Origin of the sequence: Nostoc sp. FACHB-133, from assembly GCF_014698055.1 — a bacterium.
Lineage (GTDB): Bacteria > Cyanobacteriota > Cyanobacteriia > Cyanobacteriales > Nostocaceae > Nostoc.
In genome coordinates this window covers 37,243-51,834 of record NZ_JACJSH010000022.1, presented here as the reverse complement: position 1 = coordinate 51,834, position 14,592 = coordinate 37,243, and the positions used below count along the sequence as shown (strand labels likewise).

The window sequence follows — 14,592 nt, the reverse complement described above, 5'->3', positions numbered from 1 at the left end:
AAGGACATATCGCTCAGTTACTCCCACCCACCATGTATATATAAGAACCGAAATTTTCATCAAGTGTAATTACGTATTTAGTTAGCTCCCGATAGTACTTTCTGTAAAGAAACCAATAATTCGTTGACAGTATAGGGCTTGACCAAAAATGTATTGACACCAACAGCAGCTATTGAACTGAGCTTATTTTCAGACATAAGTCCACTGCTGGCAATAATTCTGACTTTGGGGTTAATTTTTTGCAGGGTACGGATGGCAGTTAAACCATCGAGTGAAGGTAGCATAATATCCATCAGTACGGCACTAATTTTATCCCGGTTTTGAGCGTATACCGCGATCGCTTCAATGCCATCATTGGCAATTAGGGTTTTGTAGTTATGAGTTTCCAGTGATGTTTTGGTAATCTCTTGAATGGCAACTTCATCATCCACAATCAAAATCAATTCTCCATGTCCCTTCTGTGGTGGCAATTCTTCGGGAGTAAATGTTTCCATTCCCTTCACTGCTGGCAAGTAAACTTTAAAGCTGGTGCCACTTCCCAGTTCGCTATAGACGTTCACAAAACCACCGTGGCTTTTAATGATCCCCAGCACGGTGGAAAGTCCTAACCCTGTGCCTTTTCCAACATCTTTTGTGGTAAAGAATGGCTCGAAAATTCTATCTAAGATTTCTTTAGGAATCCCAACTCCAGTATCGGAGACAGTAATTACTATGTAAGGCCCCTCTTTGGCTTCCAGGTTCATGCGTGCATAATTTTCATCAATCAACAAATTTTCAGCAAGAATACTCAAATTACCGCCATTTGGCATTGCATCGCGGGCGTTAACGCAGAGGTTCATTAATACTTGATGCAGTTGGGTGCTATCTCCAGAAACCATCCACAAATCTTGCAGGACATCGGTACTGATTTGTATGGATTTGGGAAATGTCTCTTTAAGAATCTTGGCAACTTCCACAATCAGATGTCTGAGTTGCAAAGTGATACGCTTTCCTTCTACACCCCGTGCAAAGGACAGCACCTGTTTGACTAAATCAGCCCCGCGTCTAGCGTTGATTTCCAAAATTTCCAGTAGATGGCGAGTCCGCTCATCTGCATCAGGAAATTTGAGTGGTAAAAGTTGCGCTCCTGCCAGAATAGGTGTCAGGATATTGTTGAGGTCGTGAGCAATGCCACTAGCTAAGGTGCCAATACTTTCCAAGCGTTGGGCGCGAAATAATTGGGCTTCTAGATGTTTTTTATCGGTAATATCTGTGTCAACGGTGAGAATCGCTTTAGGTTTTCCTTGTTCGCCGTACACCAAACTCCAGCGACTAGCAACAAGGATTTCCTTACCCATTTTAGTCAGTTTAGTTAACTCTCCCTGCCACTTACCTTTACTAGTAGCTTGTAAAAGAGCCGCTTCGATTTCTGGGGAAGGTTCGTCATACAAAAGCTCAGTAGCATTTTTGCCCCAAGCTTCTGTAGCTTTCCAGCCGTAAAGTGTTTCTGCACCTTTGTTCCAGAAAATAATTTGATTGTTTAAATCTCGCACGCAAATGGCATCTGTGGTGACATCAAGTAATGCTGCTTGTTCGCGGATTTTTTCTTCTGCCAATTTGCGTTCGCGTAGCGCAGCTTGTCGTTCGCTAATATCAATACTCGCGCATGTCACACCGAGAATTTCTTGCGACTCATTCCGCAATGGCTCAACTGTCAAATCGTAATATCGAGTTGTATCTTTGATTGTAATTGATACTTCCTCTCGCGTTCCTATACCAGTGGTTAGCACCCCACGTTTAATTGTGGTAAGACGTTGAGCATCTTCACCTGGGATAAGATCCAAGTCTTGTTTGCCCAATATTTCTTCAACTGTCAATCCAGATGGCGGATTGTAAACCCAGGTGTAGCGTAAATCTATATCTTGGTTGTAGACAAAGATGGGAGAGTTTTTGAGGGCCACCCGAAATCGCTCCTCACTATGGCGCAATGCGTCGTCTGCCCGTTGACGTTCGATGGCATAACGCATGGAACGTACCAACAAGTCGCCAGTTACTTGCCCTTTCACCAAATAATCCTGCGCTCCTTCTTGCATCGCCCTAATTGCTAGGGTTTCATCGTTTATACCTGTCAGCACAATTATGGGAGTAGCTTTAGCCTGATGGTGAGCGATGACAAAGGTTTCTAGCCCCTGGCTATCTGGCAGCGAGAGGTCTAGTAGAATTACATCAAAAATTTCTTTTGCTAAGTAGTTAATTGCTTCTGAAAGCCGCTCAACGGGCATCAAATCAACTACAACTGTGGTAACTTCCTTTAAAAGCTCCTGTAATAAAAAAACATCACCAGGGTTATCTTCTACTAACAAGACTTTAATATTTTTACCTGCCATTTCCACTACTCCGGTGGCAGTTTTACGATCGCAAACCAAAAATTTTCTATTGATTGTACAATTTTAACGAATTGATCGAAATCTACTGGCTTAGTTATATAACAGTTTGCACATAAATTATATGCTTTGAGGATGTCTTCTTCAGCTTGGGAAGTCGTCAGAATTACCACAGGAATTCGCTTGAGCTTTTCATCTCCTTTGATTTCTGCCAGTACCTCCCGCCCATCTTTTCTGGGGAGATTTAAATCGAGCAACACAATATCGGGATGGACTGCTTTAACATATTTTTCTTGTTTTCGCAAGAATGCCATCGCCTCCACACCATCTTCGACGACGTTGAGGTTAATCGAGATTTTACTATCTTCTAGGGCGATGCGTGTAAGTTGGGCATCGCCAGGATTGTCCTCTACTAACAAAACCTCAATAGGCATAATCGCTGTTATAACGCTCACGATTGCTTACCTGCTCTATCTGGAATTGTGAAGTAGAAAGTCGAGCCTTGACCCGGTTTCGATTCAACCCAGATCCTGCCGCCGTGACGTTCTATAATTTTTTTACAAATTGCCAGACCAATTCCAGTACCAGGATACTTGTCTCTACCGTGCAAGCGCTGAAAAATTATAAAAATACGTTCTGCATACTGGGATTCCAAACCAATCCCATTATCACGTATCGAGAATAACCATTCATCTGCCAATGGTATAGAATTTAAACTTTCTTCGTCTGAGTTTGGATTTGGCTTGGCTACCCCAATGTGAATTTGTGGCTGCTGATTCTGGCAAAATTTGATCGCGTTGCCAATCAGGTTTTGAAATACTTGTGTGAGTTGGGTAGTATCAGCCATCACTTCAGGAAGCGAATCGTAAGTGACAATTGCCTGACTATCTGCGATCGCAATTTGGAGATTAGCGATCGCTTGCTGTAAGATTACATCGCAATCAACTAATTTAAAGGGCTGTCCACGGGTGCTGACGCGGGAATAGTTCAACAAATCGTTGATTAGGGTCTGCATTCGCCGCGCCCCATCTACTGCGTAGGTGATAAACTGATCGGCATTGGCATCAAGTTGATTTTTGTATCTTCGCTCTAGTAGCTGTAAATAACTTGTTACCATCCGTAAAGGCTCTTGCAAGTCATGAGAAGCCACATAAGCAAACTGTTCCAATTCTGCATTAGAACGGACGAGTTCTTGACTTTGTTGGATTTCTTTTTCTAATAGTTGTGCTTGAGATAAAGCAATGCCAATTTGGTTAGCTAGTTGCTTTAACAACTCCGTCTCAAAGTTATTCCACTTTCGAGGTGCGGCACACTGATGAGCCAGCAACAATCCCCAAATTCTGTCCCTGCCAATAATCGGTACCACAAGGTTAGCTCTCACAGCAAACTGCTGAAGAAATTCTCGATGGCATGGTTGAATGTCAGCAGCTTCAATGTCTTCAATGGCACCGACTCTTCCTTGACGATATCTCTCTAGGTATTGTTCTGTAAAGCAGGTATCGTTAAGATTTTGTCCCAAAATTACGGGCCAACCAGGCAGCACCGCCTCTTGTATCACTGTTCCCGAACCATCAGCTTCCAGTCGAAAAATTAAAACTCGGTCAGCGTTTAATAATTTTTGTACCTCTGTCACTGTGGTTTCGAGAATTTCATCTATTTGTAAAGATTCTCGAATTTTCAGGGTGATTTCTGCAAATAATTGCGATCGCAAATTCTGCCGCTTTAATTCTTCATCTGCCCGCTTGCGATCTGTGATATCTGTATAAGAACCCACCATGCGAACTATATCACCCAATGCGTCCCAAAGTGCCTGTCCTCGATCTAGAATCCATTTATAGCTGCCGTCTTGGCACTGGACTCGATATTCACAGACATAAAACGGTGTTTTCTTGGCAAAGTGGTCTTGGAAGGCTTGAAGTACCCAATCTCGCTCATCGGGGTGGATTCGTTTTATCCATTCGTCCCAACCGATGGAAACTTCGTGGTCTTTATAACCGAGCATTTCCTTCCACCGAGTTGAGAAGAACACTTCATTAGTCTTGAAGTTCCAATCCCAAATGCCATCATTATTACCATGTAATGCTAATTGCCAACGTTCTTCACTTTCTCGTAGTGCTTCTACTGTTCGCCGCCGTTCAGTAATGTCTTGAAAATAAATAGACAAGCCGTCTTTTGCAGGATAGGCATGGACTTGAAGCCAGCAGTTTAATGGTGGATAAAACTCCTCAAATTCCACACTCACCTGTTCTAAGATAGCCCTGTGATACTCACGGTAAAATGTTGTGCCGATGATTTCTGGAAACACTTCCCAGATGTTTTTACCCAGAAGCTCATTTTGTTTTTTTCGCAACAGCCGTTCTGCTTGACCATTAATGTAGGTGAATCGCGACTTTTTATCCAGGGCAAAAAACCCATCAGTGATGCTTTCAAGAAGATTATGGATGCGGGTTCTCGCAGCTTCAGACTGGACGCGGGCTGCTTGCTCTTGGGCCATGAGCTTTTCAGTAACTTGAGATACCTCAGTTACATAACGCCTAAGTTCTAGTTGGTCGATTACCAAGCGACTCAGAGCCACAAGCGCCTCCACTTGTTTTTGGCTCAATTCTTTTGGAACTTGGTCAATTACACACAGAGTTCCCAGCATATCTCCCTTGGGAGTAATTAAGGGTACACCTGCATAAAAACGTACATAAGGATAGCCAGTTACTACCGGATTATTTGCCAATTTTTCATCAGCTAGGGTATCAGGAACCACCACAACATTACGTCGCTCTTGGCAAAGGTAAGATAACCCAATACTCCGGGGCATTTCTGATACATCTAAACCTACTTTTGCCTTAAACCATTGACGGTTTTCATCAATGAAATTTACCAAAGAGATAGAAGTACCACAAATAAATGCTGCTAACTGAGCAAGATTGTCGTAAGCTTCTTCGGGTTCGGTGTCAAGAATTTGATACTGACGGAGGGCTTCTAACCGCGCCATTTCTGTATCAACGTGTCCAGCTTTCATTAATTTTTATTAAAAAATCTAAATGTAATATTTTCAGTCAACAGCATGGCTGTCTCAAGAGTAGCTTAACTTTTATTAACAATTCTTAGTCATTTCCCCGCCTTTGGCTGTTCAGGGAATTCTGTTTCAATTTTGTCGTACTTCTACGGCAGGCGGGTACGCCATCGCACTAATCCTAGTGTAAACAAATTTAGTCTGCATGATGAGATTTAATTGTTGCAAACTATCTGCTAGCCATTTGTCACTACATCAAAGGTTATGGTGAGAAAAATCATGATTTTGTTGATGAAAATCATGATTTTGTTGATGAAAATCATGATTTTACTTCTGAATTCTGCTGTAAGTAAGCTGGCGCGAAAAAACTCAAGTATGTTACGAAACGTAAATAGGCTTAAAACCCTTACTGATGACAAATGACAAATGACAAATGACAGTTAGCTTTAATTGCGCCGACCAACTTAACTGTTAAACCTCTACCAAAACTGCTTCCCGCAGCTTGGCAATTAAATCACTCACATTACCTGTGTTCATACGGTAACTCAGAGGATGGGCAATCAACCGCGCCGTGCTTTCATACAGGGTCGCGATTTCAATTAAACCATTTTCGCGCATAGTCCGCCCTGTAGAAACCAAATCCACGATCGCTTCTGACATTCCAGTAATCGGGCCTAATTCCACTGAACCATACAACGGTACGATTTCCACGGGTAAATCTAGACTGTGGAAATATTCACGAGCGCAATTTACATATTTTGAAGCAACTCTACCATGTGGTGGTAAATCTAAAGGCGATCGGTAAGAACTCGATGCTTGTACCGCCACTGACATCCGACAATACCCAAACTGCAAATCTACCAAGTGGGCAACTTGCGGCTGCTTCTCCCGCAGCACATCGTAACCAACAACACCCAGTTGTGCTTGACCATATTCTACATAGACAGGCACATCCTGCGCCCGCACCAACAAAGCTTTTGCAATTCCCTTAGTATCAGGAATTTGAAGTTGGCGAGTTCCTGAATCTAAAAAAGCGCTAAAATCTAATCCCACAGATTGTAGCAAGCGGATGCTATTTTTAAGGAGTTCCCCTTTTGGCAATGCAACAGTCAGCATTCTTTTTCTTAATATCCTTGGCGATCCAGCAGTTGAATAATATCTCTATATGCTTACCACAGCAGCATGAGAATTTTATTAGTTGATGATGAAGTTGAACTAACTGAACCCTTGAGTCGCTTGTTGACTCGTGAGGGTTATATTGTGGATGCCGCTTTCGATGGCACAATTGGCAGCGAATATGCACAAGCAGGCAGTTATGACCTACTAATTTTAGATTGGATGCTACCAGGAAAAACGGGGTTAGAAATTTGTCAGCAATTGCGACGACAAGGCAAAACCACTCCCGTGCTGTTTCTCACAGCTAAAGATACTCTCGATGACCGCGTACAAGGTTTAGATGCTGGTGCTGATGACTATTTAGTTAAACCTTTTGAACTACGGGAGTTACTAGCTAGAGTCCGGGCTTTATTGCGTCGTTCTGGTTCCCAAACCTATGAAACCACCACCGGACGTTTAACTGTCGCTGATTTAGAACTCGATTGTGAAAATCAAGTCGCCTATCGCCAAGGACGAATAATTGAGTTATCGCAAAAAGAAAGCCAGTTGCTGCAATATTTTATGGAACACACTGGACAACTAATGACTCATGCCCAAATTATGGAAAATTTGTGGCAAGAGTCAGAACAACCCAGTAGTAATGTGATTGCAGCATTAATTCGTTTGTTGCGTCGTAAGATTGAGGTAGGTAGAGAAACTACACTAATTCATACAGTCTACGGCAAAGGCTATCGTTTCGGTGCTTCTTCAGTGGAGTCAGTTTAGCTGTCTGTTTCCAACTCATCTCCAGAAATTAATTAGTAGGAAAATCATATTTTTGCCAAAATTTCTTTCCACTCAGAGAGTGAGAGTGGTTGCAACTCTATGTGTATATTAAAACAATCACTAGCTGCGGTGATTAAATCTGCAATAATCTTTTCCACACTCAGACTTTGAGGTAGTTGTACAGTCGTAAAAGATTCTGCACCAAATACTTGAGCAAACAGTTCAGCATCGGGTTGCAAACGGATGGAACCATGTTGCAAAATTGCTCCACTACGTCGCAGTTGAGCGCTACCAATGAGTTTGGTACCATCTGGCAAAACTAAATCTGCACTGGTTGCTGTGCCAAAACAGTTAGGGTTGTGGATGTAACCTCGCCCTTCTGTACCGTAATGTAATTCTACGCCGAGCGATCGCCACCCTTGAATCAAAAACTCACAAATCTTTTCATACACCTGGAGGCGACTACCCGTAATTCCAGATGTGACTACAGTGTAAGTTAAATCACCTTGGTGTAATACCGCCCGTCCGCCAGTAGGACGTTGCACTAAATCCAATTTCTGCCCTTGCCAAGTCAAATTTTGCCAATATTCAGGGTATTGTCGTTGATGATAGCCAAGAGAAATGGCAGATGGCGACCAGGTATAAAAGCGCAAAGTGGACGGATGTTTTCCAGACTGGTGCTGTTCTAGTAACCAGTTGTCAATGGCCATCTGCACATTACCAGCCGCCTCTAGCAAAGGAATTAGTCGCCACACCTGCTTGCTATACATCTAATGCAGTATAAGCCCAATCCAAAATCCAAAATTCCTTAAGTTGCACCAAATTCAGTTTGTAAAGCTTCATCGTTGTTATCAGCGATTGTTGCCACAATGGTAATCAGCCGAGACACTTCGCCGGGAGATAACTCCGCTAAGGTGCGTGTTGAAATCACAACCACTTTGTTTTCTATAATACCAAAACGCGCTTCAAAAGTGCTGGAGCAGTTCAACTCCAACAGATAACGCAGCAATCTGGGTTCATCTTTAGCAGGTAAATTTAGCACCGCAGACCAAACCGTTATGGTGTCTTCATCGGTTGTACCGTTGAGTTGGACATATACCTGCACACTTCCGTACTTAAACTTCCAGAGATAGCCACCCTCTGGAGTATGACTAACCATCGCACTATCATCTTGTTCCAAAGAGTCGATGACATTTTCAATCACCTCCAGATGGTTAATGCCTGTTGTCTCGGCGATTAGCTCATTAATGGATTCGTCACTAGTTACGGTTTCTTGGTAGCTTGCCATACAGATTTTTTTCTCAATATACTCGCTGTTTCATCTACACATACTTTATAACTTGTGGAGGCAGTTAGTTTGAGCTTCCTTTTGGGTCTACTTTCCAAATAGCCTGGAATATAGCAAGAATTTTTTCACCTTGGAACTGGTACTTGATTAATTACCGACGCAATTACTGCATCCATTTGTAAACCATCCAGCATTGCTTCTGGTTTCAAAATGAGGCGATGACGCAGCAATGGTGATGCAACTGCTTTTACATCATCTGGCGTGACAAAATCTCTGCCAGCTAACCACGCTAATGCTTGAGATGTCTGCAACCAAGCACCGGCGGCGCGAGGTGATGCACCCAAGGTTAAATCGGGATATTGACGCGATATTCTCACCAAGGCTAACAAATAATCAACGATCGCTTCTGATACTTTAACTTCTTTAACTGCTTGTCGTGCTTGTAAGATGTCGGCTACTGTTGCTATCGGTTTCAAACGGCTAATATCCAAACGCCTTGCTGAAAAGCCAGCCTGACGATTGAGTAACATTTGCTTTTCCGCAGCTTGATCTGGGTAATCTACCACTAACTTAAATAAAAATCTATCCAATTGCGCTTCTGGTAAAGGATAAGTCCCCTCAAATTCCAGGGGATTTTGGGTTGCAATCACCCAAAATAAATCTGGTAAGGGCAAACTTTCACCATCCAATGTTACCTGCATCTCTTCCATCGCTTCCAGCAACGCCGCTTGTGTCTTGGGAGGAGTCCGGTTGATTTCGTCTGCTAGCAGAACTTCGGTAAATATTGGCCCTTTTTTCAAAGTGAAATTGCGGCTATTCAAGTCAAAGATATTTGTCCCAGTAATATCTGAAGGTAAGACATCTGGTGTTAGTTGAATTCGGCGAAAATCCCCTTGAATTAACTGTGCTAATACTTTTACCAGGAGAGTTTTACCAGTTCCTGGGACTCCTTCTAAAATTACGTGCCCACCCGCTAGTAGTGCTACTAAAAGTTGTTGTATTAGGCTCGATTGTCCAACAACTACTTGATTAAGACCTTGACCAAGGCGAATTAAGATAGGATGAGTTTCGCTCATTTTTTTTATTGATAAATAACCAATACAGAAATATTATGCATAATTCCAAAAATTAATTACGAATTACGTTAGCGTAGCGGTAGCGAGTCCGCGATAGCGAAGCGTTAGCGACGCAGGAGCGTCGCGTCATTACGAATTACGAATTAATCTAATGTTTTGCCATTTGCCCAACCAGCTTAACAGTTCTCGCTCACTGATGGGTTGTTTGTGGGATTGTAGCTTTAAAACTGCATCTAGTTCTGCTGCACTTGTGCCTGTTTTTTCTTTCCAGAAATTGATTAAGGCTTGAGGTTCTAAAAGTACTTGTCCTAATCCCAAGGCTTTTTGTAGTTGGAGCTGTTCTTGTTTACCCACCATCTCGACAACAAAGTCGGTGCTATCAGCTTTCTGCAAGACTCCTGCTAAAGCTTGGATGTATGCTTCGCTATTATCTGTAACTGGTGTATCTAAAGCCACTGGCTTCCCAAAGCGGCGATTCTGGGCCCAAGTTAGCACCAATAGCAGAATACTTACCTGCACTAATATTGGAAATAAAGGAGTTTTAGCAAAAAAGCTAGATAAATTACCTTCGCTTTCTTTTTTTCTGACATCAGCATCTTTATAGCCGTGGATGTATTCATCAACAATTACTGTGTTACCTTTTTCAGTTACTAAATTAGCTAAATACTGGAAATTACTTAAATAGTCTTGATAAGCGTTGGCGGCTAAATAAGGAGTGGTAGAAAAAATTACCTTTCCCTGGTTGTAACTTTTTTCCCAGACAACAGCACCAAAGCGATCGCCTAAATCAACTTGCTTGGAGTTGGCTTTCTGATATCGTCTACGTGTATCAATTTTGATATCACCTTGAGGAGATTTTTGCATAGTGCTAAACTCTGCTTCTGTAACTCGCGCCCCCGCACCCAAAATTACCAAAGTATTCCCTTTTTCTACCCATTCGCGCTCTTGACCATTCAATGCTGTCTCCCTTGGATAGGCGCTTACCTGTAGAAAGGTAACTGGGCTATTTTCTGGCTGAATATCACTAAAAGGTTTTTGCCAACGCTTGATAGAAATTCCCTGCTGTTGCATAAAAGCATACCAAGCACCATACCCATCAGAGGCGCGGTTATAAGTAGAGCCAGTGCTAATTTTTGTATTATTGGGAGCCACTAACAAAGTAAGCAAAACGATCGCAACTAGTGCGATCGCTCCCATCCAAGCAAGGCGATTTGAACGTTTCATCTTCGACTTTCACAATCATCACTTTGTTTCTGTATCACAAGTGTTAATACTTACTTATTTTTCCGGGAAAGTCAAAAATATCATTACTTTTCTTAAACCTGTATTAAAACACTTGTAGTAATAAAAAATACAAGCTATTTAAATAAAAATACTTTTATTTGGAAGTCGTAAAAAACCCCACCTCTTTTACCGGGTGGGGTTAGTATACTGACTAAGGCTATTTAAACTCACATAGTATCATTCAAATTGCACAAGCGATCGCCCCGATACAACAATAAAACCGACAGAATCAAGCCTAATCTGGGGCTGGCGAATCCCTTCTAGAATGGCTGCATTTAAAGCAGTTTCTATCTTCAATTCTTCTGCAAGAGCATTATCCCAACTTTGTTGGTTCAAACGCAGGCGAAATTGCTCTACTCTATTGGCTAATTTCTTTTCGGCGACTTTAGCACAACTTTGGCACAAGTCAATAAAATCGGGACGATTTGAAAGTAATTCCGCAGAAGTGTTACGTACTTGATAGCAGAAATTTTGCCATTTACTAGGGTCAACAAAATCGTCAATAATTCCTAAGCGCTCTTTTGCCAGATTGTAATCTCGTCCTTGATTATTGTTTTTATCTTTATATGAACGTTGCAGAATACTTAAGAGAGCTTTATCTTCAACAACGCGGATTGGCTCATTGCGACCATCAACATAGATAGTTTCTATAATTGGCGGAAATAGAGCATCAACACGTCGTTGCAAGTTTTTGAATTGAGAACTATCGAGTTTGTTATCTAGTAAAACTTGCTTGGCAATTCTTAAATTTGCCTCGACTACATAATTGCATTGGAAACCGAACCATTCTTTCCCTTCTTTTGCATCCCAAGATGAATCAGTGCGCCACATTGCAAAGGCTTCACCTCGGTCATCCCAGTTTATATAGTTCCAGAGTGCTTCGACAAATCCTTCCCCAACTCGAAAGAGTTTAATACCAGGATTCTGGTTTGCCACCCTGCGATTATAAGTACCAAATTGGTCTAGGTAACTATCAGCAAAACGGTTTTTTAACTCATTTATGGGAACTAATGTCCGCGTTGAGGGTTGATAACGTCGCATCTCTGATGAGTCGGGGTTATTGAGTCCTCTAAATCCCAGTGCCTCACAAATCCAACCTTCAATTGCTCGTTTCATTTCTAGATGACAAGCATCATAATTATCGAGGTCTTGAAAATACTCGGTGGCAATTTCATCGTTAGCGTCAATTTCATCTAGAGCATTTTGTTCGCTAATTTTTGCAATTTCGGCTTCAATTTGCTCTTGAATTGGTGAAATCATCTCTAACAATCCAGCAGCACTTGATTGAAACAAAGCTGTTTCTAATTCTGCAAGTTTATCATCTACATAAAACTGTAAACTCGCAATTGATTGCTGGAAAATACCAAATCCATCTTTTAATACTTGATACCAAGCATTGTGAGGGCTATCTTCCAAATAAGGGCCAATCAAGACACAAGATTGGACTCCAATTTTGCTGCCAATGCGGTCAAGTCTGCCAAGTCTTTGCTCTAGTTGATTAGGCGACCAAGGAAGGTCAAAATGAATTAACCAATCGGCAAATTGGAGATTAAGCCCTTCTTCTCCTGAGCGATCGCATACTAGAATAAAGCAGTTTGGGTTATTCCTAAACTTATTTAAGCCTTCCTCAACTTTGTCTGGTGATTCTCCAAATTGATGTTTGGCGATTGTCTCTGCACCAAAGGTATCAGACAAATACCGGACTATTTCGCCACAACTTTGGGCAAAACTGGTGAATACAATAAATTTGGGCAGAATATCGCCAGTAATTGGCCTCTTGATTCTCTGCTGTATTCTCGTGATGAATTCCTTTTGATTCTTCCGAACGTTTGCGGGAATTTTGAAGTATGTACCTAGCTGATTCAGCAGTACAGTTTTCAAATTTTCCGTCCGTCCTCCGTCTTCTTGGGGTTGACGAATAATTTTAAGGAAGGATTGCAGAATCTCTTCTTCCCCTGAGAATTTGGGGGTTGTAGTTAATAGGCGAATATCATCTTCTTTAAACTCCTGGATGAGTTTAGCATGAGGCTTACCAGTTAAGCGGGCGGTAATTACCTGCTCTAAAATGCCTAACCAAGTACCAGCCGCTAGAAATAACAGCAGAAAAATTCGCTGATATGGCTTTTCAGCAGGAGCAACACTCCGCCATTGATTCAGCAGTTCGTGGATATCAGGCGATCGCTCGTCTAAATCGTACTCTTCTTTGGGTGTAAAATTGCGGTCAAATATCACATCTTCCACTGCCGCGCGACGGTTGCGAAGCATTCGGCGGTGTAGTCGATAGATATCGCTGACGTGAGTACGAATCCCTTGGACGATTTGATCTTGCTCTGGAGAATTTGTTTGTAAACAATTTTCTAAATCATCCGCCAGCTTCAAGAAATACTCATCCTCAGCTAACAGGTTTCGTAGTTGCTGTAAGTTGCTTTTGAGAACAACGGGTTCAGCATCTTCTTTGAAAGAAAGCAGAAGTCTACCAATTTCCTGACGGCTTTCAACTTTGGCGCGAAAACCTGCTAAATCACCAATTTTATAGGTTGCTGGGTCGAGCAAGTGCAACATTGCCAAGAAATCTTGCTCATGATTGAGAACAGGAGTGGCGGATAATAAAAGTAAGCGATCGCTTTTATGAGCCAGTTCTTTACAAGTCTGAAAACGCTGGCGCACTGTTGCATCCTTGGAAGTCGCCATTGCTGCAATATGATGAGCTTCATCTAAAATTAAGCAGCCTATTCTCGCCTTCAGGTTGATTTTATGGATATCTTCAACCGCCAGCACCGCTACCCGTTTGCCAAAATGGGAAATGTAAAATTTGTTTTCTAACTCAGTCCGCCATTGTTTGAGCAAGTATTGCGGAACTAATACCACCGCACCCCTTTTCGGTTCATCTAAGAGGAATTGACGCAGAATTGCACCCGCTTCGATGGTTTTTCCGAGTCCCACCTCGTCTGCTAGCAAGTAGCGTTGAATTGGGTCTTCCAGTACCCGCCGCACTACTTCAACCTGGTGAGGATAAAGATTAATATTTGCCGAAATCAGTCCTGTCATCCCGCGACTGACAGCACGTTGCTTAATCAAGGATTTGACGAAAGCCAATCTTTTGTCGTGGAAGTAAGGCGTTTCGTGACCCTTCATCGCTAGAGTTTCGATGGGGTCTGTATTTGGGAGATTACAACGAACGTAAATGTCTTCTTCAGTAGCGATCGCAGTTTTCTTATCTGGTAAATCAATTTGATACATTTCTGTATCTTCATCCCAAATGAAAACTCTCCCAACTATCCATTTATCCTGAGTTTGGTACTTAATATAGCATCGAGCCTGTGGTTCAAGCCTGACCTCAGAGAGCGAACTTAAAGGTAAAGTTTTTTGAAGACGTTGCCCTATAGAGCAAAAATACTCAACGTTTGCATTGGTATCAGATATTTCCGTAACTTTGCCGATACCCAAAGAGTTATTCTGGGACTGTACCAATAAACCGAGCTTAATCATAGATCCAGTCCCCTGAACACACTAAAAGAACTTTCCAGACTAGTTTGTTCACCTAATATCTGGAAATTTTGTCGATCAACATTATAGATAATAAACTGGCATTTCTGTTTTTCGTTTTAGCGATGTCTATGCCTACACTCCACCACCAGTTCGTAAAATCAGCCCAAAGGTTGATTTGCGTTGTAATATAATCCTTTGTAAAGC

10 protein-coding genes are annotated in these 14,592 nt (G+C 42.0%); 1 reads left to right on the top strand and 9 read right to left on the bottom strand.

The features are described 5' to 3' along the window. Window positions 1-77 precede the first annotated feature (77 nt). The 4 genes from H6G86_RS19000 to hisG form a co-directional block, all read right to left on the bottom strand. Window positions 78-2,366: a hybrid sensor histidine kinase/response regulator gene (locus H6G86_RS19000; protein WP_190935651.1), complete on the bottom strand. Its 2,289-nt coding sequence runs from the start codon at window positions 2,364-2,366 to the stop codon at window positions 78-80. Between the two features lie 5 nt (window positions 2,367-2,371). Continuing rightward, complete coding sequence (locus H6G86_RS18995; protein WP_175586658.1) at window positions 2,372-2,797, bottom strand: response regulator; 426 nt, start codon at window positions 2,795-2,797, stop codon at window positions 2,372-2,374. Between the two features lie 17 nt (window positions 2,798-2,814). Beyond that, window positions 2,815-5,376, bottom strand: coding sequence for a GAF domain-containing protein (locus H6G86_RS18990; protein ID WP_190935600.1), 2,562 nt, complete (start codon window positions 5,374-5,376; stop codon window positions 2,815-2,817). A gap of 465 nt (window positions 5,377-5,841) precedes the next feature. Further along, window positions 5,842-6,486: an ATP phosphoribosyltransferase gene (gene hisG, locus H6G86_RS18985; RefSeq protein WP_190935599.1), complete on the bottom strand. Its 645-nt coding sequence runs from the start codon at window positions 6,484-6,486 to the stop codon at window positions 5,842-5,844. 66 nt (window positions 6,487-6,552) lie between these two features. Between hisG and rppA the strand changes: the two genes are divergently transcribed. Then, window positions 6,553-7,251, top strand: coding sequence for a two-component system response regulator RppA (gene rppA, locus H6G86_RS18980; protein ID WP_190935598.1), 699 nt, complete (start codon window positions 6,553-6,555; stop codon window positions 7,249-7,251). A 44-nt stretch (window positions 7,252-7,295) separates the two neighbouring features. Here the strand turns inward: rppA and H6G86_RS18975 are convergent, their stop codons facing one another. The 5 genes from H6G86_RS18975 to dpdE form a co-directional block, all read right to left on the bottom strand. Continuing rightward, window positions 7,296-8,021: a lipoate--protein ligase family protein gene (locus H6G86_RS18975; protein WP_190935597.1), complete on the bottom strand. Its 726-nt coding sequence runs from the start codon at window positions 8,019-8,021 to the stop codon at window positions 7,296-7,298. Between the two features lie 38 nt (window positions 8,022-8,059). Further along, a complete protein-coding gene (locus tag H6G86_RS18970) occupies window positions 8,060-8,539 on the bottom strand; it encodes a YbjN domain-containing protein (RefSeq protein ID WP_190935596.1) in 480 nt (159 codons plus the stop codon). A 125-nt stretch (window positions 8,540-8,664) separates the two neighbouring features. After that, the gene (locus H6G86_RS18965) at window positions 8,665-9,615 is read right to left on the bottom strand and encodes an AAA family ATPase (RefSeq protein ID WP_114082403.1); all 951 of its coding nucleotides are present in this window, start codon (window positions 9,613-9,615) and stop codon (window positions 8,665-8,667) included. Between the two features lie 129 nt (window positions 9,616-9,744). Then, window positions 9,745-10,839: a DUF4350 domain-containing protein gene (locus tag H6G86_RS18960; protein WP_190935595.1), complete on the bottom strand. Its 1,095-nt coding sequence runs from the start codon at window positions 10,837-10,839 to the stop codon at window positions 9,745-9,747. 237 nt (window positions 10,840-11,076) lie between these two features. Continuing rightward, a complete protein-coding gene (gene dpdE, locus H6G86_RS18955; RefSeq protein WP_190935594.1) occupies window positions 11,077-14,388 on the bottom strand; it encodes a protein DpdE in 3,312 nt (1,103 codons plus the stop codon). Window positions 14,389-14,592: the final 204 nt, after the last annotated feature.

Excerpts from the sequence above, each read along its gene's own strand:
- H6G86_RS19000 (WP_190935651.1), bottom strand. The coding sequence starts at position 2,366 with ATGGCAGGTAAAAATATTAAAGTCTTGTTAGTAGAAGATAACCCTGGT.
- dpdE (WP_190935594.1), bottom strand. The coding sequence starts at position 14,388 with ATGATTAAGCTCGGTTTATTGGTACAGTCCCAGAATAACTCTTTGGGT.
- H6G86_RS18960 (WP_190935595.1), bottom strand. The coding sequence starts at position 10,839 with ATGAAACGTTCAAATCGCCTTGCTTGGATGGGAGCGATCGCACTAGTT.
- hisG (WP_190935599.1), bottom strand. The coding sequence starts at position 6,486 with ATGCTGACTGTTGCATTGCCAAAAGGGGAACTCCTTAAAAATAGCATC.
- H6G86_RS18975 (WP_190935597.1), bottom strand. The coding sequence starts at position 8,021 with ATGTATAGCAAGCAGGTGTGGCGACTAATTCCTTTGCTAGAGGCGGCT.
- H6G86_RS18970 (WP_190935596.1), bottom strand. The coding sequence starts at position 8,539 with ATGGCAAGCTACCAAGAAACCGTAACTAGTGACGAATCCATTAATGAG.
- H6G86_RS18990 (WP_190935600.1), bottom strand. The coding sequence starts at position 5,376 with ATGAAAGCTGGACACGTTGATACAGAAATGGCGCGGTTAGAAGCCCTC.
- H6G86_RS18965 (WP_114082403.1), bottom strand. The coding sequence starts at position 9,615 with ATGAGCGAAACTCATCCTATCTTAATTCGCCTTGGTCAAGGTCTTAAT.
- H6G86_RS18995 (WP_175586658.1), bottom strand. The coding sequence starts at position 2,797 with ATGCCTATTGAGGTTTTGTTAGTAGAGGACAATCCTGGCGATGCCCAA.
- rppA (WP_190935598.1), top strand. The coding sequence starts at position 6,553 with ATGAGAATTTTATTAGTTGATGATGAAGTTGAACTAACTGAACCCTTG.